This is a genomic window from Pseudomonas sp. SWRI99 (assembly GCF_014270125.1).
GTDB lineage: Bacteria > Pseudomonadota > Gammaproteobacteria > Pseudomonadales > Pseudomonadaceae > Aquipseudomonas > Aquipseudomonas hamedanensis.
In genome coordinates this window covers 26,175-51,236 of record NZ_JABWQR010000023.1, presented here as the reverse complement: position 1 = coordinate 51,236, position 25,062 = coordinate 26,175, and the positions used below count along the sequence as shown (strand labels likewise).

Here is a 25,062-nt window from a genome sequence, read left to right as displayed (position 1 = left end):
AGCCAGCCATCAGAGCTGGCCCAGCACCGGCGTGCTCACGCGCACATCGGCGTTCTGCCCACGATGACGCAGCAGGTGGTCCATCAGCACGATGGCCATCATCGCTTCGGCGATCGGTGTCGCGCGGATGCCGACGCAAGGGTCATGGCGGCCCTTGGTAATCACGTCGACCGGGTTGCCGTGGATGTCGATCGAACGCCCCGGGGTGGTGATGCTCGACGTTGGCTTGAGCGCCAGGTGGGCGACGATCGGCTGACCGGACGAGATACCGCCGAGGATGCCGCCGGCGTTGTTACTGAGGAAACCTTGCGGGGTCATCTCATCGCGGTGTTCGGTGCCGCGTTGGGCAACCGAGGCAAAACCGGCGCCGATTTCCACGCCCTTGACCGCATTGATGCTCATCAGCGCATGGGCCAGTTCGGCATCGAGGCGATCGAAAATCGGCTCGCCCAGGCCCGGCATTACCCCTTCGGCGACCACGGTGATCTTCGCGCCGACCGAGTCTTGATCGCGCCGCAGCTGGTCCATGTAGGCTTCCAGCTCCGGCACTTTGTCCGGATCGGGGCTGAAGAAGGCATTGTCTTCCACCGAATCCCAGGTCTTGAAGGGGATTTCGATCGGGCCGAGCTGGCTCATGTAGCCGCGAATGACGATGCCCTGGCTCGCCAGATACTTTTTCGCAATCGCACCGGCTGCTACACGCATGGCGGTTTCCCGCGCCGAGCTGCGACCGCCACCGCGGTAATCGCGCTCGCCGTATTTGTGGTGGTAGGTGTAGTCGGCGTGGGCCGGGCGAAACAGGTCCTTGATCGCCGAGTAGTCCTTGGACTTCTGGTCGGTGTTGCGGATCAGCAGGCCGATCGCGCAGCCGGTGGTGCGCCCTTCGAACACGCCGGAGAGGATTTCGACTTCGTCGGCTTCCTGGCGCTGGGTGGTGTGGCGGCTGGTGCCGGGCTTGCGGCGATCGAGGTCGCGCTGCAAGTCTTCGAGGGAAATCTCCAGGCCCGGCGGGCAGCCGTCGACAATGGCGACCAACGCCGGACCATGGCTTTCGCCAGCGGTGGTGACAGTGAACAACTTGCCGTAGGTATTGCCGGACATGCAGGACGCTCCGTGAAATCAAACCCGAATTCGTGATGCGCGCCAGTATACGCAGGCTAACCGAGTAGTTCATCCTCGAACCTTAGCGGTGCGGGTGAGTCCAACCGGCACCTTGGCGAATGATGGCGTGATGATGCTGCGAGTTTTGATCTTGAGTCTTACCCTCTTAACGGGCTTTGCCCAGGCGACCGTCCTACAACGCCCGGTATCTCTGGATACCGGTACAGGCGAGCTTTTCGGCTCGCTATTGCTGCCCAAGTCCGACAGTCCGGTGCCGATTGTTCTGATCATTTCTGGCTCGGGTCCTACCGACCGTGACGGAAACAACCCCGACGGCGGGCGCAATGACAGCCTGAAACGCCTGGCCTGGGTGCTGGCCAAACACAATATCGCCAGCGTGCGCTACGACAAACGCGGGGTCGCCGCGAGTCTGGCGGCAACACCGGATGAGCGAAATTTGTCGGTCGAAGCCTATGCGGCGGACGCCGTGGCGTGGGGGCACAAGCTCAAGGCCGATCCGCGCTTCGGCCCGCTGATTCTGCTCGGCCACAGCGAAGGCGCACTGATCGCCAGCCTCGCCGCACCGACATTGCAGGCGGCAGCGGTGATTTCCCTTTCAGGCAGCGCGCGGCCGGTCGATCAGGTGATTCGCGAGCAACTGGCACGCAGCCTGCCGCCGCCGCTGATGCTGCGCAGCAATGAACTGCTCGACAGCCTCAAGGCCGGCCGCACCGATGACAATGTGCCGCCACCGCTGCAGGTGATTTTCCGCCCGAGCGTGCAGCCGTACCTGATTTCGCTGTTCCGCCAGGACCCGGCCAACGCCTTCGCGCAGTTGGACATGCCGGCGCTGATCGTTCAGGGCAGCAACGACATGCAGGTCGGTACGCAAGATGCGCAGCGGCTCAAGGCAGTGAAACCGGACGCGCAACTGGTGATCATCGAAGGCATGAACCATGTGCTGCGCATCGTGCACAACGACATGAAGCGACAGTTGGCCTCGTACAAGGATCCAAATTTGCCGCTGGCAGCGGAACTTGGCTCGGCGATCATTGAATTTATTGGCGGACTTCGCACCCGTTAACTGCTTTTTGCCCTCCAGTCCCGCAGAAAACGGCCGATAAGCCTTTGTCGCCAGCGTATCGGCTGGCGACAAGCAGGGCTTGGACAGGATCTCGCCGTTATGACTGATACCCCGACTTCACCCGACACCACCGCTGAAAAAGACGCACCGCCAGTGGTCGAACTGCCGTGGGCGGACGTTCAGGCCGAGCACCACAAGATGCTCCGCCTGGCGCCGTTGCAGACCGACCGCAACACGGGTGGCCGGCCGTTGCGTTTTGTCGAATTCGGTTACGCCGAGCGCAACAGCAAGGAGCGCAGCCTGATGCGCATGGCGATCAAACTGCCGAATCAGCGCGTACGCAAAGAACAAAATCACCTCGACGTGTGGGTCGATCACGTCAGCAAACGCGTGAGCTTCGGCCCGGACAGCGGCTTGCAGATCGAACCGCTGAATCGCGGCATCGGCCGCTTCATGGCCGCGCAAGGCATCAACTGGGCGAAAAAGCGCTGGCCCGCCTACACCGTCGACGGCATGGACCTGAACAACAAGGACGCGCTCAATGAAGACACGCGCCTGCGTCGCGATCATTTCCTGCGCGTACACGGTTTCGATGTCGCTTACGCCGATGCTCAGCATTTGAAGGGCAGCGTCAAGGCGGTCCCGGTCGGCGACTTGCTCGGTGACTGGAACAGCGAAAAGTTGCAGGTGGTCGAGATTCTGGAAGCGGCGCAGATGCTGCAGCAGGCCGAGCAGAACCTGGCCGAACAGGAAGTGAAGCTGAAAAAACAGGAGGAGAAAGTCAGCAAGTTCAAGCGTGAAGACGCCGGGCTGCGTTTCACCATTACTTGTCTGGTGGCGTTTGCGGTGTTTCAGGCGGGATTGTTGATCTGGATTGCGACACACCGCTGAAATCAGCGATGACCTGTGGCGAGGGAGCTTGCTCCCGCTCGGCTGCGAAGCAGCCGTAAATCATGCACGTGCGGTGTGTATGGCTCACCTTCATTGCATGTTTTGGGGCTGCTTCGCAGACCAGCGGGAGCAAGCTCCCTCGCCACATAAGTCAGTCAGGTCAGATGCGGGACGCGAACAAGGCCTGATGCGCGCGGCACTGCTCCGCCGTCAGCATGAACACGCCATGCCCGCCGCGCGCAAATTCAAGCCAGGCGAAGTCGACTTCCGGGTACAACGCTTCAACGTGCACCTGGCTATTGCCCACCTCGACAATCAGCAAGCCCTTTTCGCTCAGGTGATCCGCCGCTTCAGCGAGCATCCGCCGCACCAGATTCAAACCATCATCGCCACAGGCCAGGCCCAGCTCCGGTTCGTGCTGATACTCATCCGGCATGTCAGCGAAATCTTCCGCGTCGACGTAAGGCGGGTTCGACACGATCAGGTCGAAACGCTGCCCCGGCAAACCATCGAAACCATCGCCCTGCACCGTGTAAACCCGCTCATCGACGCCATGGCGCTCGATGTTCTGGTTGGCCACTTCCAGCGCTTCGAACGACAGATCCGCCAGCACCACTTCGGCGTTCTGGAACTCGTAGGCGCAGGCAATGCCGATGCAGCCGGAGCCGGTGCACAGGTCGAGAATCCGCGCCGGTTCGTCGCCGATCCACGGGGCGAAGCGGTTTTCGATCAGTTCGCCAATCGGCGAACGCGGGATCAACACGCGTTGATCAACGATGAACGACATGCCGCAAAACCACGCCTCGCCCAGCAGGTAAGCGGTAGGAATACGTTCTTCGATGCGGCGCTTGAGCAGGCGCTGCAAGTTGACCAGTTCGTCATCCTCCAACGCGCAATCGAGGTAAATGTCGGCGATTTCCCACGGCAGGTGCAGCGCACCGAGTACCAGTTGCCGGGCCTCGTCCCAGGCATTGTCGGTGCCATGGCCGAAAAACAGATCCTCCCCATGGAAGCGGCTGACGGCCCAACGAATGTGGTCGCGCAGGGTACGAAGGCGGGAAGTGATCACGGCGTGCAACTCCAGAAAAAAACGACTGGCGATTCTAACAGCCAAAACCGGCGACGACGACGCAGGAAAAACATCGCGCGACGGGTAGGAGCTTTCTGTTTTTTGCACCAGCTATTGAACAGAACGTGTAACTTGACAAGGCTGCAGGCCAGCAACGACGGTGTCTACGATGGTAGCGATTCACAGAACCGCTCAGCCAGAGGACAATGTCGCAAAAGCCCCACCCCGAGGAGCCCCAGAATGTCCGTTCCAAAAACGATGTTTCAACTCAGCGGTCGCGGTTACGCAGCGGCCACACTGAGCCATGCCACCGTGGTCATCATCGATGCCCAGAAAGAATACCTCAGTGGCCCGCTGGCCCTGAGCGGCATGGACGCGGCCGTCGCGAACATCAAACAAGTGGTTGCCGCAGCCCGTGCCGCCGGTCGGCCGATCGTGCACGTGCGTCATCTCGGCACCGTCGGTGGCCTGTTCGACCCGCAGGGCGAGCGCGGTGAATTCATCCCCGGTCTCGAACCGCAGGGCGATGAAACCATCATCGGCAAATTGCTGCCGAGCGCGTTCCATGGCACCGAGCTGCTCGATCGCCTGCAAAACCTCGGTTCGCTGGACCTGATCGTGTGCGGTTTCATGAGCCATTCCAGCGTCAGCACCACCGTACGCGCGGCGAAGAACCTCGGTTTCCGCTGCACCCTGGTCGAAGACGCCTGCGCCACCCGGGATCTGCCGTTCAAGGGCGGCGTGCTCAGCGCCGAACGCGTGCAGGAAGCGGAAATGGCGATCATGGCCGACAACTTCGCGACACTGGCCAAGACCCAGGATCTGGTCTGAGCCTGCCCTTATGAGCGGCGCAGACCGCCGCTCATCCGCAATCTCCGCTGATTTGCCGCAAATGCCATAGCCTCAGGAACAACCCGGTCAACTCCCGGTCGAAGGGCCGATACCCATTGAGGAAGGTCGGAATGAAGTTATCCGATGGATTTGACGCACGCCGTTTGCGGCCCAAAGGCCAAAGCAACTGGCGTTTTCGATTTGGCGCTGCGTTCGCCGCATTGCTGGCAACCTTTGGCGTGCTGCTGGCCATGGCCGGCGCCGCCAGCCTGCTCGGCCGCCCGCCGGCGCTGGGTGACTTGAATGCTTCGCCGATGGGCTCGGCGATCATGCTCGCGGTCGGTTTGCTGTTTCTGTATTTCGGTGTCGCCCTGTGGCGTCGCTGCCGCCGTCGCGCACGGCAGTCGCGGGAGCTGAACATGTCCCCGCACTTGATGAAAAAACACGACTGAACCACCGGCCTGGCTTTTTGCCGGGCCGTTTTGTTTCGACTTGGGTAAACTGGCCGCCCTTCGCGGAGGCTGACATGCAAGACGACGATTTTTCCCTGTTCAAAAGTGCGATCCAAGGCGTCAAGCCGATCAAGCACGACCGCGCCGACACTGGCAAACCCAAGGCTGACCGCGCGCAGATCGCCAAATTGCGCCAGTCCGCCACCGTGCGCAGCGACACCACCATCATTGACGGCCTGTCTGATCAGTTCGTGATCGACGTCGGCCCCGAAGACGAGTTGATGTGGTCCCGCGACGGCGTGCAGGAAAGCCAGATGCGCAAACTCAAGGTCGGGCAGATTCCGTTCGAAGGCAGCCTCGACCTGCACGGCATGAGCGTGGAAAAGGCCCGGGAAACGCTCTGGGCCTTTCTCGCCGAAGCGACCAAATTCGAAATCCGCTGCGTGCGCGTGACTCACGGCAAAGCCGTGCGCCTCGATGGCAAGCGGCCGATGATCAAAAGCCACGTCAACACTTGGTTGCGCCAGCATGCGCAAGTGCTCGGTTTCTGCTCGTGCCAGGCGAAACATGGCGGTGCCGGCGCGGTTTACGTGATGCTCAAACGCACCATGATGGAAGGGCGCGACGAATAATCGCGTTACACCGAACTTGCAGGGTTGTGTCCGCCACCGTACCCTTGCCCTTTGCGAAAATCCCCACAGGTAGTTTCATGTCCCTGGAACAGAATTACACCGCGATTCTCGGCCAATTGGGCGAGGACGTCTCCCGCGAGGGCCTGCTCGACACGCCAAAGCGTGCCGCCAAAGCCATGCAGTACCTCTGCCGCGGTTATGCACAGACGCTCGAAGAGGTCACCAATGGTGCCTTGTTCAGCTCCGACAACAGCGAAATGGTGCTGGTCAAGGACATCGAGCTGTACTCGTTGTGCGAACACCACCTGCTGCCGTTCATCGGCAAGGCGCATGTCGCCTATATCCCGAGCGGCAAGGTGCTGGGCCTGTCGAAGGTTGCGCGAATTGTCGACATGTATGCGCGCCGCCTGCAGATTCAGGAAAACCTCAGCCGCCAGATCGCCGACGCGGTCCAGCAAGTCACCGGCGCCCTGGGCGTGGCGGTGGTGATCGAGGCCAAGCACATGTGCATGATGATGCGCGGTGTCGAGAAGCAGAATTCCTCGATGATCACTTCGGTGATGCTCGGCGAGTTCCGGGAAAACGCCGCGACCCGCAGCGAATTCCTCAGTCTCATCAAGTAACTCGCGGCACAAAGAAAACCGGCAGTCATCGCCGGTTTTTTTTCGTCCGTGAAAAATCGGGTAAGCTGCGCGCCTTCTTCTCTGTCCCTGTGAGGCTTGTAACGTGTTCGTCAAAGCGCTTCGTGTCGGCCTCGGCCAACTGGTCATCTTCATCGACTTCCTGACCCGCCCGGGCAAGAAAAAACGCCCCGCCGCGGCTCAGGCGCAAGTCGACGCCGCCGCCAGAGGCCTGACCCTGTATCAGTTTCACGCCTGCCCGTTCTGCGTGAAAACCCGTCGTGCCTTGCATCGCCTGAATGTGCCCGTGGCGCTCAAGGATGCGAAGAACAACGAGCAGGATCGTCAGACGTTGCTGGAGCAAGGCGGCCGGATCAAAGTGCCGTGCCTGCGCATTGAAGAGAATGGGCAAACGACCTGGATGTATGAGTCCAAGGCGATTATTGATTATCTGGATAAGCGGTTCGCTGCGGTCTGATGGCTGGGAGGCGGGCCGTTAGCCGCCTTCGCGAACAGGCTCGCTCTCACCCTTGAAAGGCATCCAACCCTGTGGGAGCGAGCCTGCTCGCGAAGAGGCCCGCACCGACGACGCCAGCCCTTGAGCCGGCGTTTTTTTTAAGCCGCCCTCTCCATCTGCGCCCGCCGCACCACCGCCGCCAGCCGCTTCAGCCCTTCATCCAGCCGCGCCGGATCAATGTGGCTGAAGTTCAAGCGCAAGTGCCCATGATGCTTGTCCGGCTGAGGAAAAAACGGCTCGCCCGGCATAAACGCCACCTCATTGGCCAACGCCTCATCGAGCAACGTCCGCGTATCCAGCGGCTGCTTGAGCGTCAGCCAGAAAAACAGCCCGCCCTGCGGCATGTTCCAGTCCGCCAGATCGGCAAAATAGGTTTGCAGCGCCAACTGAAACGCATCGCGCCGCTGCCGATAGAAATCGCGCAATGCGCTTAAATGCTGCTGATATTTTTCCGTGCCGATCCATTGCAGCGCCTGCCATTGACCTATGCGATTGGTATGCAGATCGGCCGATTGCTTGAGTTTGAGCAGATGCGCGAACAGGTCGGGGCTGGCGATCAAGTAGCCGACACGCAAGCCCGGCAACAGGGTTTTTGACACGGTGCCGGTGTAGATCCAGCTGGACCGCTTCAGGCGTGCGGCAATCGGTTTCGCACTGCCGCCGTCGAAAGTCAGTTCGCGGTAGGGCTCGTCTTCGATCAAGGTGACGCCAAATTCGTCGAGCAACGCGGCAACCGCGGCGCGCTTGGCCTCGCTGTAACGCACCGCGGACGGATTCTGAAAGGTCGGGATCAGGTAGATGAATGCCGGACGGTGTTGCTCCAGACGCTCGCGCAATTGCACCAGGTTCGGGCCATCGGACTCCTGCGCGACCGTCAGGCAATCGGCGCCGAACAGTTGAAAAATCTGCAGCGCGGCGAGGTAAGTCGGCGCTTCCAGCAGAATTTCCGTGCCCTTGTCGATGTACAGCTTGGCCGCCAGATCCAGGGTTTGCTGCGAGCCACTGACCACCAGCACCTGACTCGCCTCACAATCGAGACCAAGCGCCCTCGCCTCTGCCGCCAGGGCCTCGCGCAACGCTGGCTCGCCTTCGCTCATGCCGTACTGGCCGAGCGGCAGCGGCATGTCGGCCCAGTCGACTTTGGGCAGCATGGCTTCGGCGGGCAAGCCACCGGCAAATGACATCACCTCGGGACGCTGCGCGGCGGCAAGGATTTCTCGGATCAAAGAACTTTTAAGGCGCGAGACACGTTCGGAAAAAGCCATGGAGGTCACCGTAGCGAGGCGTACAAGAAATGAGTCAAACTCATTGACTGAAATTACGCCAGCTTGAGCGAGTACGTCAATATGCTTGACCTTAAAAACCCTACCAGCCAGCAGCAGGCCATGGAAGCTTTCTTCTTCGGCTATCAGGCGTTTACCGCCAAGGCTGACGAAATGCTTGAGCGTCGCGGCCTGTCGCGGGTGCATCAGCGCATTGTGTTTTTCATCGCACGCTATCCGAACCTGAGCGTGAAGGAGTTGCTGGCCTTGCTCGGCGTCAGCAAGCAAGCCTTGAACATGCCGCTGCGCCAGTTGCAGGAAATGCATCTGGTCGACAGCGTGGCCTCTGAAACGGACAAGCGTAAGCGCCTGTTGGAGCTGACGGTGGAAGGCGCGAAGTTCGAGCAGGCGTTGCGGCGTGAGCAGGTCAAATTGCTGGAGCGGGTGTTTGCCGAGGCTGGAGAAGCGGCGGTGAATGGGTGGCTGGCGGTGAATCTGGCGTTGGGTGGCAGTCTGTCAACTCTCGAGTGAATCAACCGGCGCCTTCGCGAGCAAGCTCGCTCCCACATTGGAACCGCATTCTCCTGTGGGAGCGAGCCTGCTCGCGAATCGAACTTGATAGCCATATATCCCTATCTGCAAAAAAATCGCAGACAAAACATAAAACAATATTTGCTTTCTTTGTACACAAAAGCATAATCCACTGCGTGCGAGTTCCTGACCATACAGTCAACAAATTCGCGTATGCCTCAAAGGGCCGCTGCCACCCCTCATGGGTCCGGCCCTGGAAATAACAATAAAACTCTTGAGGAGTACTCGCTGTGGAAAGCCGCAAATCCGAAGCACCGCCGCTCGAGCTCACGCCGCCATTACGCAATGGCCTGCTGGAGCGTCTGTTCAAACTCAGCTTGCATGGCACCACGGTGAAGACCGAGCTGATTGCCGGTCTGACAACCTTCATCACCATGGCCTACATCATTTTCGTCAACCCGAACATCATGGCCGATGCCGGGATTGACCATGGGGCGGCGTTCGTCGCCACTTGCATCGCCGCCGCGCTGGGCTGCCTGTTAATGGGCCTCTACGCGAACTGGCCGGTGGGCCTCGCGCCGGGCATGGGCCTCAACGCCTTCTTCACTTACACCGTGGTCGGCACCATGGGCTACAACTGGGAAACCGCACTCGGTGCGGTGTTTGTCTCGGGCGTGCTGTTCATGATTTTGACCTTCTCGCGCATTCGCGAATGGCTGCTCAACAGCATTCCCGTCAGCCTGCGCTATGCGATGGGCGCCGGTGTCGGCCTGTTCCTCGGCCTGATCGGTCTGAAAACCGCCGGCATCGTCGTCGACAGCCCGGCCACGCTGATCAAGCTTGGCTCCCTGCGCGAACCCGGCCCGCTGCTCGCGGCCATCTGCTTTCTGATGATTGCGATCCTCAGCTACCACAAAGTCTTCGGTGCGATTCTCATCAGCATCATTACCGTGACGCTGGCCGGTTGGGGCCTTGGCGTGGTGCATTACGCCGGGATCATGTCCGCCCCGCCAAGCCTGGCACCCACCTGGATGGCGATGAATGTCGCTGGCGTGTTCAACATCAGCATGATCAGCGTCGTGCTGGCGTTCCTCTTTGTGCACATGTTCGACACTGCCGGGACCCTGATGGGCGTTGCCCAACGGGCCAATCTGGTGGCCGCTGACGGGCGAATCGAAAACCTCTCGCGGGCGATGAAGGCCGACAGTGCCTCCAGCGTGTTCGGTGCGGTGGTCGGTGTTCCGCCCGTCACCAGCTATGTGGAAAGTGCCGCTGGCGTGGCCGCTGGCGGTCGGACTGGTCTTACCGCCGTCACCGTAGGTGTGCTATTTATAGCGGCAATGTTTTTCGCCCCGCTGGCCGGCATGATTCCTGCCTATGCCACCGCCGGTGCACTGATTTACGTTGCGATGCTGATGATGGGCGGCATGGCCCATATCGAGTGGGACGAAGCCACCGATGCGATTCCTGCCATCGTCACCGCAATCATGATGCCGCTGACCTTCTCGGTAGCCGACGGCATCGCGCTGGGCTTCATCACCTATGTGGCGCTGAAGGCCGGGACCGGCAAGTACAAGGAAATTTCCGTCAGCCTGTGGGTACTTTGCGCGATCTTCATCGCCAAGTTCATCTACCTGTAAGCAACTGCGCGGTTCAGGTTTCCACCAGCCCCACCCTCACCGGTGGGGCTTTTGTGCATTTCGACAACAAGAGAAAGGAGCAAAGTGATGAGTCTGGAAACCTGGCTGCTGTTCAGCGGTGCTGCACTGGTGGTGATCCTGATTCCGGGGCCGCTGTCGTTGCTGATGATCAGCAACAGTCTGAACTACGGGTTGCGCCGCTCTTACCCGGCGTTCCTCGGTGGCGTGATTGCCTCGATCTGCCTGCTCAGTGCTTCGGCCCTGGGGCTGGGCGCGTTATTGCTGGCGTCGGAGCAGTTGTTCAGCGCGCTGAAGATCGTCGGTGCCCTGTATCTGTTCTACCTCGCCTGGCAGAGCTGGCAGCAATCGCGCCAGCCCGCGGTGGGCGCCGAAGTACCGAAGGCAGCAGCCGTACCGCGTTTTCGCGCCTTGTTCGGCCGCGCGTTTGTGCTGGGCGCCAGCAATCCGAAAGACATCCTGTTTTTCGCCGCGTTTCTGCCGCAGTTTCTCAGTGCCGAACAGCCCTTCCTGCCGCAGTTGCTGGTGATGATCGCGACCTGGACCGTGCTCGATCTGCTGTGCAAGCTGGCCTACGGACTCGGCGCGCACGGCGCCGCACGTTATTTGCGCAGTGGTAAAGGTCAGAGCTGGTTCAACCGGATCAGTGCCGGTCTGTTTGGCGGCGCCGGGGCAGCCTCGCTACTCAGCAGCCACTGAGCGTTTCAAAGTGCAACTTGATTGGCCGTCAGCGCCCACCATCCTGATGTAAACATGCTCATCAGGATGGCCTCTGCGCGGACGAAGTTTGCCTGGTATTACACGCAATACACCGCAACAACCCATCGATATACTTTCGCTAAATTCCCCCCTTATTATCGCGCTGACTTTCAATAAAACTGCCTGAACAAGGATGTTCAAATGGCCACGCTTATCAGCGACGCATTAATACACGACGACTCCGTCATCATTACCGACATGGACATTGGCGTTAATGAACATGATGCATCGACGCTCGACCTGTCAAAAAACAAGCCCACCGGCCATTCCGGAAACAAACATAAAACCGACCAACTGACCATCACCGATGGCCTCTTCGGCCCCCTGCAGATGGGGTCCATTTCAATCACCCGCGTGTCACTCGACGCCTTGGGCGCCACCCTTGGTGGTCAGCCCCTGACCGGACAGAACACCTTTTTTCGCACGCCCAGGCGCTCATTCATCAACGCCTTGCAGTTCAATGCCAACGAAGTAGACAAACAGATCCGCACAGCCAGCGCACCGGACAGTTATCTGTTAACGACACTTTTGTTCGAGCTGGCCAGCCGACGCCCGCTGATTTCCCCACCGATCCTCTGGTCAAGCGACGAGACACAAGCCGATCCCGGCCAATATCGCCGCAAACTTTCAAAACTTCTGACCAGCGCGCACAAACTCGACTTGCGCCATGCACATCTTCCCGACAACAACCCGCGCTGGGTCGGTGTACTCAAGAGCAATGCAACGCTTGGCTCAAGTGTGGGTATTCAGGGGTTTGGCATATTCATGGGATTGCGCGGAGTGGTCGATGCAATCAAAAGCAATAACAGCGCCGAGATCGTCATTAATACCGCCGGCATTGCTTCGGAGTTTGGGTCCATTGCCGCCGATGTCGCGGTCAACAAAGTGGCCAGCGAGATGATTACGGCCGGGCAGACCGCCTACAAGGATTTTGCCAAAACCCGATTCGCCGTCAGATTGGGCCGCTCCGGAGGCCTGATTGGCGGTGCGTTGACGCTTCCTTTCGATATCTACACCGCAATCAGGTCCCTCAACGCCGCTGACAATGCAGCCGGCAAGGAAGCCCTGGATCATTACGTCAGCGCCGGCTTGAGTATCACCAGTGCCGCCATGACCGTCATCCTTGGCGGCGCAGCGATGGCCGGATTCTCTTTTGCCGGCCCGGTGGGCCTCGCGGCGGGAGCGATCCTGGCAATCGGATCACAGGTGTACGGCGCGGTGAGAATCGTCGATGACATTGATGATTACATCGAGCTCACCACCGAAGAGCGTTGGCGTACCGGCTGGTTCTCATTCTGTTTCATGAACCCAGACCAGGACGTGCAGAACCGCTATAGCCTGGCAAAAGCCAGGACCGAACACCTGAAACAGCTAAAAGCGACCGCCCGGAAGTTGCTGGATGGAGAACTGCAGGACGCTACCGAAGCCGTCGTGAACGGCACATTTGAAGTACATCTCACACAGAAGCAGGTCTGGACGCGCAATTGGTGGACCAAGCAGGATGGCTGGGAAACCGTCAACGTGCCGCAGATAAAAGGTGGCGATGACACCATCGATGCCCACGCGGGCGTTACCGCCAGCACACCAGGTGCAGAACTGGGTAAGGCGGCGGAAAACAAGGGCGTGTTGTGGTTGATCGGCGATGGCCGGGATTCGATCGTCGGCGTTGAGAAAAAAACCAACACGTTCCACTACAAATCAGGGAAAAAACACCTGACGGGGGGCGAAAAAGATGACCGTTTCGTCTTTGAAGGCGCGGCCGATCTGCTCAGGCAAGGGGGTAGCGTTCTCGACGCTTCGACATTGCAGGGTGGCGCAGGCAGCGACACTCTGGTCCTGGGCGGGGCAGATTACAGCGCCAGCGCCAAGGGTTCAGGCTATGACGTCAACCTGCCGGCCGGCACGCTTCATACAACGGTCGCCGACCCGACAGTCGCAGGTGAAAAAAAACGCGCCCTCCACAGTCGTCTGGACAGTGTCGAAAACATCGAAACCGTGACCAATGGGCAATCCATTGTCACGGGCACTGAACAGCGCAACATCATTAAGTCGCGTGGCCGGGACACGATAAAGGCAGGCGCGGGCAACGACCAGATCCATCTCTTGCACGGCGGTTCTTCAGCCTCGGGCGAGGCAGGCGTTGACGAATATTTCGTTGCCCACCAGGCAGGCCGGATATCGATCACCGAAGACGGCGATCAGCAGAGCGTTGTCGTCTTGAACTGGCGGATGGACCTGATTGAAAGTTGGGTCATCGAAAACACAGCACTGATCATTACGTCCCGATTCGATTTTCAGGATTCGCCCAAAAGCGTGGTTGCCCTGCAAGACGTGTATATCCGCAACGATACGGAATCCGTTCTGAAGAACAACAAACTGACGTTTATGACCCGCGACGGTTTCGTACTGATGCCGGACTTTCCGGCAACCCTCGAAAATGGCAGGACCGTCGAGCTGGAAATCATCGTCGTTAAACAGGGGCAAGCAGAAAAACCGATCATTCTCTACACCCCGACGTACTCGACCAGGCATCAGCAAGATGCGGGCTACTACCTGCCGCGATCGCCGCAGGACACCGCCTTTGAATTCGTCGAGCGCCGGGACGCGGTTACGCGAATTTACCTGGACTACGCCAGCGATGAACTGAAACAGGCCGACGCCCACTTCACCGCAAGAAAATCCGACAAGGACCACGACCTGATGGCCGGGTGTGATCTGCAATATCGGGTTGGCGAAAAAAAACTGACGCTTCGCCACTTTGCATTTGCCCGTGGCGGCACCGACCCGATGAACATGACGAAAATCCTCAGAACCATGGCCGCGAAGCCGCTCCAGAGAATCGTTCTGATATTCAATGACGGTGTCGCCTTCAATGCAAAACTGGCAGCCGAAACCGATGTTGCCCCGGCGGACAACCACTACGAGATGCACGCGCTGAAGCACTGGACCACCCGAATGAACCTGCCGATGCCATTGCGTACAGGCCGGTTCACCTTTGACCTGCCTGAGAACGAAGCCTACAGGCTGGGTACACGTCGGGCCTGTGCCAAACTCGCTTCGCTACCTGCACAAACCGCAATGGAGAGTCTGGAAGGTCAGGGCTCGACCTACCTGGTGCATCTGGTTGCCGACATGACGATAAAACTCTCGACCCCGGGGGCTTTGGCCAATGCCGCCATCAGACTGCCCTACTCGTCGACCTGGGAACTTGATGCCACGGCGCTGGGCGCCGTAGCGATCAAACTGGAAAACAACAAGCTGCACATCGGCACCTGCACCATTCATCTGCCCGTTTACGACAGCGAAGATCTCATCGATCAGATCCGTGTCATCACCATAGAAGGGCTGGTCCATACCGTCGACCTGTCTTTCGATCGAGTCTATCCGGACGGCCTGGACGGCCGATTCTTCAAAGCACCAACGCCCTCGAAAGATCCGCTGCCACCTCCCTTCACCGCACTGGCAGACAAGGTGCTGAATGTACGAAATATCGTCGTGGCAGATAACCGCCCAGGGATATTGAGTTACAGCTTCCCCGAGCGCAGCTGGCGCTTGGACGCTGAAACCCTGTGCATTGATCATTCGCAGCTCAACGTCATCAATCGTTGCAGCCATCAGCTACCTCAGAGAGTGATGCCAGCGTCATTGCTGGACGTGGCCGAGCCTCCCCTGTCGCGCCCCGCTCAAGACCGATCATGCACGCACTCCGAGAGCGGCTTCGCGCACTGAACGCGCGCACCCGAAACATGTGTCGAGGCGCCACTTCGCGCCTTGAAAACGCCTATCCGAACGAGAATTCCCCCATGGCCAAACCGCCAAAAAGAACAGCTGTGACAACAACCACCGATGCCTCCGTAACGACACGAACGACGGATCCCTCTTCCAGCCATCGCGTCACGACCGCTGACCTGCCTTCGCCTGGCGGCCAGCCGTTGACGGGTTCGGATCTGTCAAACCCCGCTCCGCTGCCAACGACTCGCCCTGCGGCTATCGTTGTCCACGAGATGCCTGGACGCGCTGCGGATAGCTTCAGCACTGCCCGCAATGAAATCGCCTGGCCACAGCACCGTTTGCACGAACTGGAACCTATTGGCGATCAGACGGGACTGTTTATCGGGCCGGATCAACGCACATACGCCCAGCTCGGCACCGAGGGCCGCTTCGTGGTTGAGCGCAATGCGCAAGGCAACTATCACGTCCCCCTGACCTTCGCCCCCGGCGTCGCCGGACCGCTGCTGGTGAAGAATGAAGGCCTGGCCAGTTGGCGCATCGAGCGACCGGGCTGGCATGCGACGCAGACGCCGGCAAGCACTTCGGGAGCGGCGCAGACGCCAACTTATCTGCTACCCGACGATGCCCGATCGTTGACCAAGGCAGAGGCGTCAACGGATGGCCTGCGCTACAACAAACTCAAGCAAACCTTTGTCGACACCGCCGAAGGCACGGTCAGGGTTCGCAAAAACCCAGAAGGGCAATACCAGCAAGCCTTTGCGACGACCCATGAGGCCCCGGAGATTTTTTTCGAGCGAATTCCCGACAGCCTGCTGTGGCGCCAAAAAACCTCCGATTCGACATCCCATGAGCCGGCTCATCAGCAGCGCCTGCGCGATGTCGATGAATCCGCCCCCTCCGCAGGGCCGAGCAAGCGACCACGTCTGGACGAGCCGACACCGGCATCTTCAGCCACAGAGCCCGCTACACCCGCGGCCTATTCCTGGCTGCCGTGGGGCCACCTGAACAAACCTGCATCAATCGAAACCGTGCAGTTGGGCTGGCTTCATTACCCCATCGTGCCGATCGGTTCCGCACGCACGCTCACGACTTTTTTTGTGAAGCACCCTGACTTCGACCCAGCCGGTTTTGATGCGTTTGAACACATGCTGCGCACAGCCCCTTCCCTGCAGCCAGTGGCGACCTTTCGCATCGGGCACGACCCCGGCGAAATCAATCCCGGCACGCGTTTTTTCGATGAACCGATAACGCAATCGGTCGCCAGGGCCTTTCCGGATCTGTCGCAGGTCAGCGCACAAGCCATCGCCAAAAAACTCTTCGAACTGGCCGACAACTCGCCCCTCGCCACGGCCACCGGACTGCTGAATATTCAGGCGGTGCTGCACCAGTGGAAACAGAAGCCGTTTCCGGTCACGCCGGCCTACGCCGATCCATTGATCATGCTGCCGGTTGCGCAAGCGATTGACCGACCTGAGGGGAAAATCATTGTGCTGCCACCTGGCCGCACCGGTGAGTTGCAACAGCTCATCTTTGATCCAAAGCGTTTTGCGATCGAATGGAATCACTACAAAACCTACCCCTCGGATTTGAACCTGAGACGACTGCTGGGCGCTTTACTGGTCCGCAGCGGCTACGACCTCTATCCCCTGACCCATGACCATCGCAAGCCGACGCTGGTGTTCAAACGGGCGAGCCATGACCAGATGTTCTTCCTGAAGCTGGGTGCAGTCGAGAAGGTCGGACTTGTCCACCAGCCCGGTAACGAGCTGGCCGATCCGCAATTGCCGGACAGAATAGGCAAGGAGGCATTCAATGCCCTGAGCGCTGCGGCGGCACAGAACAAAGTGGTCTGGCTGATCGGCGGCGTGCTGAAGGTCAATTCCGCGCCCGATTCGGTGTTCATCCTCAAGGAACGCTGAGCCGCATCCGCCCCCTCGTCGCTCTGCCGGCGGGGTTCGGCTTACGCCATAAAAAAAGCCCGCAGTGTGAGCGGGCGAAAGACCAAAGAAGCTATATGCGCAGTCGCTTCCCGGTGGGGGCAGCCGCTTGGGGTCAGCTGCCCCGGTACGTGGAATAGCTGTAAGGCGAAATCAACAGGGGCACGTGATAGTGCTCCTGTTCGGCAGAGATACCGAAGCGCAGCACCACCACATCGAGGAAGGCTGGCTCGGGCAGCTGCACGCCACGGGCACGGTAGTAATCGCCGGCGTGGAACTGAAGCTGATAAACGCCGGTACGATAGTCCTCGCCTTGCAGCAGCGGCGCATCGACCCGACCATCGCTGTTGGTCAGCGCGCTGGCGACCAGTTCCAGCTGCGACCCTTCAACGCGGTACAACTCGACCTTGATCGAGCTGCCCGGGCAACCGTGTGCAGCGTCCAAAACGTGTGTAGTCAAACGTCCCATTGATTCTGCGCGCCTGCCTGCCTTGAGCAGTCAGACTTCGCGCCTCCCGAAGTCAGATAAAAAGGAGACCGCACCGATTCGGAGCACGAAAAGCTGCGGCGAGCGACTGATTAAGACACTTTTCAAAAAAATTGTACACAATAAAAACGACATTTTTCGTCGCGCCCCCGCCAACCCGGCCTTTATCGCCAATTCACAGGCAAAGCGCCTGATCATTGAACCTTCTGTTCATTAGCTGACTGGTCAGGCAGGTTTCTTGCAGGCTTGAACCGTTAACCGTAAAAGATGACAGCCGGCGAAAAATGCGAAAATTCAGACTTACAAATTGGCGATAAAGTTGTATACAATCAGCCCATCGCTGTGACGCCAGCCTTGCAGGCCGCCACACCCACCTGTCAACGAACAAGAAGGAAGACTGCAGTGAGCGCTGACTACCCTCGCGACCTGATCGGTTACGGCAGTAACCCTCCTCACCCACACTGGCCGGGCAATGCCCGCATCGCCCTGTCGTTCGTACTCAATTACGAAGAAGGCGGCGAGCGCAATATTCTGCACGGTGACAAAGAATCCGAAGCCTTCCTGTCCGAGATGGTGGCCGCTCAGCCGCTGCAAGGCGCGCGCAACATGAGCATGGAATCGCTTTATGAGTATGGCAGCCGTGCCGGCGTCTGGCGGATTCTGAAACTGTTCAAGGAATTCGACATCCCGCTGACCATCTTCGCCGTCGCCATGGCCGCCCAGCGTCACCCGGACGTGATCCGTGCGATGGTCGAGGCCGGTCACGAGATCTGCAGCCACGGCTATCGCTGGATCGACTACCAGTACATGGACGAAGCGCAGGAACGCGAGCACATGCTCGAAGCGATCCGCATCCTTACCGAACTCACCGGCGAGCGCCCATTGGGCTGGTACACCGGCCGCACCGGCCCGAACACCCGTCGCCTGGTGATGGAAGAAGGCGGTTTCCTCTACGACTGCGACACCTACGACGACGACCTGCCGTACTGGGAGCCGAACAACCCGACCGGCAAGCCGCACTTGGTGATTCCGTACACCCTCGATACCAACGACATGCGCTTCACCCAGGTGCAGGGTTTCAACAAGGGTGACGATTTCTTCGAATACCTCAAAGATGCCTTCGACGTGCTTTACGCCGAAGGCGCCGAGGCGCCGAAAATGCTTTCGATCGGTCTGCACTGCCGCCTGATCGGTCGCCCCGGTCGCCTCGCTTCGCTCAAGCGCTTTATCGAATACGCCAAAAGTCATGAACAGGTGTGGTTCAGCCGTCGCGTCGACATCGCACGCCACTGGCACGAAACCCACCCGTACCAAGAGACTGCAAAATGAGCCGTTTTCAAACCCTGCAACCGTCGACCCTGAGCCGCGACGCTTTCGTCAAAGCCTTCGCCGACATCTACGAACATTCGCCATGGGTGGCCGAAAAGGCCTACGACCTCGGTGCGGACGCTTCGATCGACGAGATCGAGACCCTGCACCAGCGCATGAGCGACATCCTGTTGAGCGCCGATCATGCCAGCCAGTTGGCACTGATCAACGCTCACCCGGACCTGGCCGGCAAAGCCGCCGTCCAGGGCCAGTTGACCGAAGCCAGCACCCATGAACAGGCTGGCGCCGGTATTCACCAATGCACGGCCGAAGAGTTCCAGCGCTTCACCGAGCTGAACGACGCCTACAAAGCCAAGTTCAAGTTTCCCTTCATCATGGCGGTAAAAGGCAGCAACCGGCATCAGATCCTCGCGGCGTTCGAAGCGCGCATTCATAACCCGGAAGAGACCGAGTTCAAATGCGCGCTGGCGGAGATCAACAAGATTGCCCTGTTCCGTTTACTGACCCTTTAGCAAGCTTGGCCCGAGCGTGAATGAACGCGTAATCGCCCAGGGCCCTGCAAGCATCCCCAGCCAACTTATCAAAGGCAGACAAGAAGAATGAAAGCTTACGCCGTACCTTTCGAAAAATACGTCAACCTGGCCGATGCCCGTCTGGGCACCAAGATCATTTCGGTCACCGATGACTGGTTCGCAGACGCCAATCGTCTGTTTCAACCGACTCCGGCCGTGTGGAAGGAGGGCGTGTTCGATGACAACGGCAAGTGGATGGACGGCTGGGAATCGCGCCGCAAGCGCTTCGAAGGTTTCGACAGCGCGGTGATCCGTCTGGGCGTACCGGGCTCGATCAAAGGCGTGGACATCGACACTTCATTCTTCACCGGCAACTACCCGCCGTCGGCCTCGCTGGAAGCCTGCTTCCTGGCTTCGGGCGAGCCTGATGAAAACACCCAGTGGACTGAAGTGCTGTCGGCCGTCGAGCTGCAAGGCAACAGCCACCACTACCATGAAATCAGCAACACCGAGGCGTTCAGCCACCTGCGTTTCAACATCTACCCGGACGGCGGTGTTGCGCGCCTGCGCGTGTACGGCGTTCCGTTCCGCGACTGGTCGGCGGTTGGCGATAACGAGCAAGTGGATCTGGCAGCAGCCCTGAACGGCGGTCGCGCCCTCGCCTGCTCCGACGAACACTTCGGCCGCATGAGCAATATCCTCAACCCGGGCCGTGGCATCAACATGGGCGACGGCTGGGAAACCGCGCGTCGTCGCACACCGGGCAATGACTGGGTCATCGTCGCGCTGGGCCATCCGGGCGAGATCGAAAAGATCGTCGTCGACACCCTGCACTTCAAAGGCAACTACCCGGACACTTGCTCGATCCAGGGCGCGTTCGTCAAGGGCGGCACTGACAGCCAGATCGAAACCCAGTCGCTGTTCTGGCGCGAACTGCTGCCAAGCCAGAAGCTGGAAATGCACGCCGAACACACCTTCGTCGAGCAGATCAAGGCACTCGGTCCGATCACCCACATCCGCCTGAACGTGTTCCCGGATGGCGGCGTGAGTCGCCTGCGAGTACTCGGCAAGGTCGCGAAGTAACACCGCCCCCTGTGGCGAGGGAGCTTGCTCCCGCTGGGCTGCGAAGCGGCCCCAAGAAAGGCGGGAGCGCTACGCACTCAAGCGGGAGCAAGCTCCCTCGCCACAAAAGCTGAACCGAACAACACAGAATCCGGATAAGAAGAACAGCATGCGCACATTGACGATTGAACCGCTGACCAAAGAAGCCTTCGCCCCTTTCGGTGACGTGATCGAAACCGACGGCAGCGATCACTTCATGATCAACAACGGTTCGACCATGCGCTTCCACAAACTGGCGACGGTCGAAACCGCCCAGCCTGAGGACAACGCGATCATCAGCATTTTCCGCGCCGACGCGCAGGACATGCCGCTGACCGTTTGCATGCTGGAACGCCACCCGCTGGGCAGCCAGGCTTTCATTCCGCTGCTCGGCAACCCCTTTCTGATCGTGGTCGCGCCACTTGGCGATGAACCTGTATCAGGCTTGGTCCGCGCCTTCGTCACCAACGGCAGGCAGGGCATCAATTACCATCGCGGCGTCTGGCACCACCCGGTGCTGACGATCGAAAAGCGGGATGACTTCCTGGTGGTTGATCGCAGTGGCACAGGCAATAACTGCGATGAGCATTTTTTCAAAGAGGATGAGCGTTTGATCCTCGCCCCCCACCAATAAGAGAAGGTCTGATCACTCGACAACAAGAGTGACAGGCGAGAGGTAAAGACTGTGGAAGCACATCTGTTGGAATGGCTGAACCTGAGCGTGCGCTGGGTTCACATGATCACTGGCGTGGCCTGGATCGGCGCGTCGTTCTACTTCGTCTGGCTGGAGAACAACCTCAACCGCGTCAACCCGAAAACCGGTCTGGCCGGTGACTTGTGGGCGATCCACGGCGGCGGTATCTACCACCTGGAAAAATACAAACTGGCCCCACCGTCCATGCCGGACAACCTGCACTGGTTCAAATGGGAAGCCTACTTCACCTGGATGTCGGGGATCGCGCTGCTGTGCGTGGTGTTCTACTCCAATCCTGTGCTCTATCTTGTCGCCCCCGGCAGCGGCCTCAGTGGTCCTGAAGGTGTGGCCATCGGCATCGGCTCGCTGGTGGTTGGCTGGTTCGTCTATGACTTCCTCTGCGATTCGGCCCTGGGCAAAAAACCCGCCCTGCTCGGTTTCATCCTGTTCGTGCTGATCATTGCCGCGGCCTATGGCTTCAGCAAAGTGTTCAGCGGTCGCGGTGCGTATCTGCACGTCGGCGCGATCATCGGCACCATCATGGTCGGCAACGTGTTCCGTATCATCATGCCGGCGCAACGTGCACTGGTGGCGGCGATTGCCGAGAACCGCACGCCCGATCCGGCGCTGCCGGCCAAGGGTCTGCTGCGTTCGCGACACAACAACTACTTCACCCTGCCGGTGCTGTTCATCATGATCAGCAACCACTTCCCGAGCACCTACGGCAGCCAGTACAACTGGTTGATCCTGGCCGGGATCGCGGTGTTGGCGGTGTTGGTGCGTCACTACTTCAACACCCGTCACGACAGCCACAAATTTGCCTGGACCCTGCCAGTGGCAGCGGTGGGCATGATCAGTCTGGCGTATGTCACCGGCCCGGCGCCGATGGCGACCGCACCTGACGTGGCGAAAGCTGCGGCGAAAATCGAGTACCAGCCGCTGCCGGAAACGGCACTGGGCGGTGGCGCGAAACCGGCTGACGCAGCTCAACCGGCGGCAACTACAGCAGCTCCGGCGCAAGCCTCCAATACCGGAACCGGACCTGGTTTCGACAAAGTGCACAACGTGATTCAAGAGCGTTGCACGGTGTGCCACTCGGCCAAACCGACCAGCCCGTTGTTCAGCGCAGCGCCGGCGGGTGTAATACTCGACACCCCCGAGCAAATCCGCCAGAACGCCGCGCGCATTCAGGCGCAAGCCATCACCACGCAGATCATGCCACTGGGCAACATCACCCAGATGACCCAGCAGGAACGTGACCTGATCGGTGCCTGGATTGCCCAGGGAGCGCAGACCCACTAAGCCACACCAAAGCCTGTGTAAAAACAGGCTGTTGTGGCGAGGGAGCTTGTCGAATCGTCGCACCGTCCCGCTGGACTGCGCAGCAGGCCCTCTTCAGTAGAGGGGGCGGCTTCGCGCCCCAGCGGGAGCAAGCTCCCTCGCCACAAAACCTGATGCAAAGAAACAGCTGCAAGCAACCCGGCAGCTGTTAATCACAAGAATAAAAAGATCCGAGGTGTTGCATGTCCGAGCTGTCCAAAGCGCGCATCCCCGACGCACCCGCCATTCAGCGTTTGCCCCTTTTGCAACTGATCCTGGTCGGTTTGCAACATGTTCTGCTGATGTACGGCGGTGCCATCGCGGTGCCGCTGATCATCGGACAGGCCGCTGGCCTGAGTCGTGAAGAAATTGCCTTCCTGATCAACGCCGACCTGCTGGTTGCCGGCATCGCCACCATTGTGCAGTCGCTTGGCATCGGCCCGATGGGCATTCGCATGCCAGTGATGATGGGCGCCAGTTTCGCCGCGGTCGGCAGCATGGTCGCCATGGCCGGCATGCCCGGCATCGGCCTGCAAGGCATCTTCGGCGCAACGATCGCCGCCGGTTTCTTCGGCATGATCATCGCCCCGTTCATGTCCAGAGTCGTGCGCTTCTTTCCGCCTCTGGTGACCGGCACGGTCATCACCTCGATCGGTTTATCGCTGTTCCCCGTGGCCGTGAACTGGGCCGGAGGCGGTGCCGACGCGGCGCAATTCGGCTCGCCGATTTATCTGGCCATTGCCGCGCTGGTGCTTGCCACCATCCTGCTGGTTCACCGCTTCATGCGCGGTTTCTGGGTGAACATTTCCGTGCTGATCGGCATGTGCCTAGGCTACGTGCTCTGCGGCGTGATCGGCATGGTCGACCTGAGCGGCATGGCCGCCGCACCGTGGGTTCAGTTCGTCACCCCGCTGCATTTCGGCATGCCCAAGTTCGAGCTCGCGCCGATTCTGTCGATGTGCCTGGTGGTGGTGATCATCTTCGTCGAGTCCACCGGGATGTTCCTCGCGCTGGGCAAGATCACTGGCCAGGAAGTCTGCCCGCGCATGCTGCGCCGCGGCTTGCTGTGCGATGCCGGCGCGTCGTTTTTCGCCGGATTCTTCAACACCTTCACCCACTCCTCGTTCGCGCAGAACATCGGCCTGGTGCAGATGACCGGTGTGCGCTGCCGTTCGGTGACCATCGTCGCCGGCGGTCTGCTGATCGTCCTCAGCCTGCTGCCGAAAGCGGCGTTTCTGGTGGCATCGATTCCACCGGCAGTGTTGGGCGGCGCGGCGATTGCGATGTTCGGCATGGTCGCTGCCACCGGTATCAAGATTCTGCAAGAAGCCGATATCGGTGATCGCCGCAACCAGTTGCTCGTCGCGGTGAGCATCGGCATGGGCCTGATACCCGTGGTTCGCCCGGAGTTCTTCGCACACCTGCCAATGTGGATGAGCCCGATCACCCACAGCGGCATCGCCATGGCCACCCTCAGCGCGCTGACGCTGAACCTGCTGTTCAACATCCTCGGCGGCAAGGAGCGTGCGGCGATCAACGATTGCCATGCTCACTGACCGCCACACCAATTCCCTCCTGCAGGAGTGAGCCTGCTCGCGATTGCGTCATCAGCCCAGACATCACTGTTGACTGATTCACCGCTATCGCGAGCAGGCGAAGGCCTACAAGGGATCGCAACTCTGTGCCTTGAAAATAAAAACAAGAGGGAGCAACAGATGACTCGCACGCACACCAACGTTCTGTTGGGTGGCGGCCTGCTGGCCGCCAGTCAAGCCATGGCCGGCGACCTGCTGCTGTGGCAGACCAACAGCCTCACCTACCTGTACGGCAAAAATTTCGCGATCAACCCGTCGTACCAGCAGACGGTCACCTTCGAACACGCCGACAAATGGAAGTATGGCGACAACTTTCTGTTCGTCGACAAGATCTTCTACAACGGCAAGGAAGATCAGAACAAAGGTCCACACACCTTCTACGGCGAATTCACCCCGCGTTTCTCTTTCGGCAAGATCTTCGACCGCAAGCTCGAGTTCGGCCCGATCAAGGACGTGCTGCTGGCGATGACCTACGAGTACGGCGAAGGTGAAAGCGAGGCCTACCTGATCGGCCCCGGCTTCGACCTCAAAGTGCCCGGCTTCAACTACGTCACCCTGAACATTTTCCGTCGCCAGACCGAAGGCCCGCGGCCCGGCGACGGCGTCTGGCAAATCACGCCGGGCTGGTCCTACAGCTTCCCGCTGGGCAATTCCGATGTGCTCATCGACGGCTACCTCGACTGGGTCGTCGATAACGATGAAAACTCGCGAGGCACTTACCACGCCAACCTGCACATCAATCCGCAGATCAAATACGACCTGGGCAAAGCACTGGGCTGGGGTCAGAAACAGGTGTACGTCGGCACCGAGTACAGCTACTGGAAGAACAAATACGGCGTCGAAAATACCCACTCGTTCGACACCAACCAGAACACCGCCAGCCTGCTGCTGAAGGTGCACTTCTAAGATGGCCCGCAACCGTGCCCCATGCCTGTCGTCGCTGCTCTG

At 59.7% G+C, this 25,062-nt stretch carries 23 protein-coding genes; 19 read left to right on the top strand and 4 right to left on the bottom strand.

What is annotated here, in order from left to right; genetic code table 11:
• Positions 1–9 precede the first annotated feature (9 nt).
• Positions 10–1,101 carry a chorismate synthase gene (gene aroC / locus HU743_RS18925; protein WP_186551895.1) on the bottom strand — a complete coding sequence of 364 codons (1,092 nt, stop codon included), beginning with the start codon at positions 1,099–1,101 and terminating at the stop codon, positions 10–12.
• Between the two features lie 130 nt (positions 1,102–1,231).
• Here aroC and HU743_RS18920 point away from each other — a divergent pair, with 130 nt between their 5' ends.
• Positions 1,232–2,185 (top strand): alpha/beta fold hydrolase, encoded by a 954-nt coding sequence (locus HU743_RS18920; protein WP_186650500.1) that lies wholly within the window; start codon positions 1,232–1,234, stop codon positions 2,183–2,185.
• Positions 2,186–2,284: 99 nt separating this feature from the next.
• On the top strand, positions 2,285–3,076 hold the full coding sequence (locus HU743_RS18915) for a hypothetical protein (protein WP_186650497.1): 792 nt from the start codon (positions 2,285–2,287) through the stop codon (positions 3,074–3,076).
• Positions 3,077–3,236: 160 nt separating this feature from the next.
• Here HU743_RS18915 and prmB read toward each other — a convergent pair whose 3' ends face one another.
• Positions 3,237–4,145, bottom strand: a complete 909-nt coding sequence (prmB, locus tag HU743_RS18910) for a 50S ribosomal protein L3 N(5)-glutamine methyltransferase (protein WP_186650494.1) — start codon at positions 4,143–4,145, stop codon at positions 3,237–3,239.
• Positions 4,146–4,385: 240 nt separating this feature from the next.
• Between prmB and HU743_RS18905 the strand changes: the two genes are divergently transcribed.
• From HU743_RS18905 to HU743_RS18885, 5 genes are all read left to right on the top strand, one after another.
• Positions 4,386–4,976: a cysteine hydrolase family protein gene (locus HU743_RS18905; protein WP_186534065.1), complete on the top strand. Its 591-nt coding sequence runs from the start codon at positions 4,386–4,388 to the stop codon at positions 4,974–4,976.
• 131 nt (positions 4,977–5,107) lie between these two features.
• On the top strand, positions 5,108–5,428 hold the full coding sequence (locus HU743_RS18900; protein WP_186551899.1) for a hypothetical protein: 321 nt from the start codon (positions 5,108–5,110) through the stop codon (positions 5,426–5,428).
• Between the two features lie 74 nt (positions 5,429–5,502).
• Positions 5,503–6,060 (top strand): Smr/MutS family protein, encoded by a 558-nt coding sequence (locus HU743_RS18895; protein ID WP_071171525.1) that lies wholly within the window; start codon positions 5,503–5,505, stop codon positions 6,058–6,060.
• Positions 6,061–6,137: 77 nt separating this feature from the next.
• Positions 6,138–6,683: a GTP cyclohydrolase I FolE gene (gene folE / locus HU743_RS18890; RefSeq protein WP_011062625.1), complete on the top strand. Its 546-nt coding sequence runs from the start codon at positions 6,138–6,140 to the stop codon at positions 6,681–6,683.
• 103 nt (positions 6,684–6,786) lie between these two features.
• Positions 6,787–7,158, top strand: coding sequence for a glutathione S-transferase N-terminal domain-containing protein (locus HU743_RS18885; protein WP_186650491.1), 372 nt, complete (start codon positions 6,787–6,789; stop codon positions 7,156–7,158).
• A gap of 137 nt (positions 7,159–7,295) precedes the next feature.
• Here the strand turns inward: HU743_RS18885 and HU743_RS18880 are convergent, their stop codons facing one another.
• Positions 7,296–8,462 (bottom strand): PLP-dependent aminotransferase family protein, encoded by a 1,167-nt coding sequence (locus HU743_RS18880; protein WP_186650489.1) that lies wholly within the window; start codon positions 8,460–8,462, stop codon positions 7,296–7,298.
• Positions 8,463–8,543: 81 nt separating this feature from the next.
• Here HU743_RS18880 and HU743_RS18875 point away from each other — a divergent pair, with 81 nt between their 5' ends.
• The 5 genes from HU743_RS18875 to HU743_RS18855 all read left to right on the top strand — a co-directional run bounded on the left by HU743_RS18875 (position 8,544) and on the right by HU743_RS18855 (position 17,058).
• A complete protein-coding gene (locus HU743_RS18875; RefSeq protein WP_186633622.1) occupies positions 8,544–8,990 on the top strand; it encodes a MarR family transcriptional regulator in 447 nt (148 codons plus the stop codon).
• Between the two features lie 290 nt (positions 8,991–9,280).
• Positions 9,281–10,630 (top strand): NCS2 family permease, encoded by a 1,350-nt coding sequence (locus HU743_RS18870; protein WP_186551904.1) that lies wholly within the window; start codon positions 9,281–9,283, stop codon positions 10,628–10,630.
• A gap of 87 nt (positions 10,631–10,717) precedes the next feature.
• Complete coding sequence (locus tag HU743_RS18865; RefSeq protein WP_186551905.1) at positions 10,718–11,347, top strand: LysE family translocator; 630 nt, start codon at positions 10,718–10,720, stop codon at positions 11,345–11,347.
• Positions 11,348–11,548: 201 nt separating this feature from the next.
• Positions 11,549–15,136, top strand: a complete 3,588-nt coding sequence (locus tag HU743_RS18860) for a calcium-binding protein (RefSeq protein WP_186650487.1) — start codon at positions 11,549–11,551, stop codon at positions 15,134–15,136.
• A 74-nt stretch (positions 15,137–15,210) separates the two neighbouring features.
• On the top strand, positions 15,211–17,058 hold the full coding sequence (locus HU743_RS18855; RefSeq protein WP_186650485.1) for a hypothetical protein: 1,848 nt from the start codon (positions 15,211–15,213) through the stop codon (positions 17,056–17,058).
• 133 nt (positions 17,059–17,191) lie between these two features.
• Here the strand turns inward: HU743_RS18855 and uraH are convergent, their stop codons facing one another.
• Complete coding sequence (uraH, locus tag HU743_RS18850) at positions 17,192–17,545, bottom strand: hydroxyisourate hydrolase (protein ID WP_186551908.1); 354 nt, start codon at positions 17,543–17,545, stop codon at positions 17,192–17,194.
• Positions 17,546–17,965: 420 nt separating this feature from the next.
• Here uraH and puuE point away from each other — a divergent pair, with 420 nt between their 5' ends.
• The 7 genes from puuE to HU743_RS18815 all read left to right on the top strand — a co-directional run bounded on the left by puuE (position 17,966) and on the right by HU743_RS18815 (position 25,020).
• The gene (gene puuE / locus HU743_RS18845; protein ID WP_186650483.1) at positions 17,966–18,892 is read left to right on the top strand and encodes an allantoinase PuuE; all 927 of its coding nucleotides are present in this window, start codon (positions 17,966–17,968) and stop codon (positions 18,890–18,892) included.
• Positions 18,889–19,404: a 2-oxo-4-hydroxy-4-carboxy-5-ureidoimidazoline decarboxylase gene (gene uraD, locus HU743_RS18840; protein ID WP_186650482.1), complete on the top strand. Its 516-nt coding sequence runs from the start codon at positions 18,889–18,891 to the stop codon at positions 19,402–19,404. Before puuE ends, uraD begins: the two co-directional genes overlap by 4 nt.
• 87 nt (positions 19,405–19,491) lie before the next feature.
• On the top strand, positions 19,492–20,487 hold the full coding sequence (gene alc / locus HU743_RS18835; protein ID WP_186551910.1) for an allantoicase: 996 nt from the start codon (positions 19,492–19,494) through the stop codon (positions 20,485–20,487).
• A 148-nt stretch (positions 20,488–20,635) separates the two neighbouring features.
• Complete coding sequence (locus tag HU743_RS18830) at positions 20,636–21,139, top strand: ureidoglycolate lyase (protein WP_016982872.1); 504 nt, start codon at positions 20,636–20,638, stop codon at positions 21,137–21,139.
• 51 nt (positions 21,140–21,190) lie between these two features.
• The gene (locus HU743_RS18825) at positions 21,191–22,501 is read left to right on the top strand and encodes a urate hydroxylase PuuD (RefSeq protein WP_186650480.1); all 1,311 of its coding nucleotides are present in this window, start codon (positions 21,191–21,193) and stop codon (positions 22,499–22,501) included.
• 221 nt (positions 22,502–22,722) lie between these two features.
• A complete protein-coding gene (locus tag HU743_RS18820) occupies positions 22,723–24,075 on the top strand; it encodes a nucleobase:cation symporter-2 family protein (protein ID WP_186650478.1) in 1,353 nt (450 codons plus the stop codon).
• 159 nt (positions 24,076–24,234) lie between these two features.
• A complete protein-coding gene (locus HU743_RS18815) occupies positions 24,235–25,020 on the top strand; it encodes an outer membrane protein OmpK (protein ID WP_186650476.1) in 786 nt (261 codons plus the stop codon).
• The last annotated feature ends 42 nt before the right edge of the window (positions 25,021–25,062 follow it).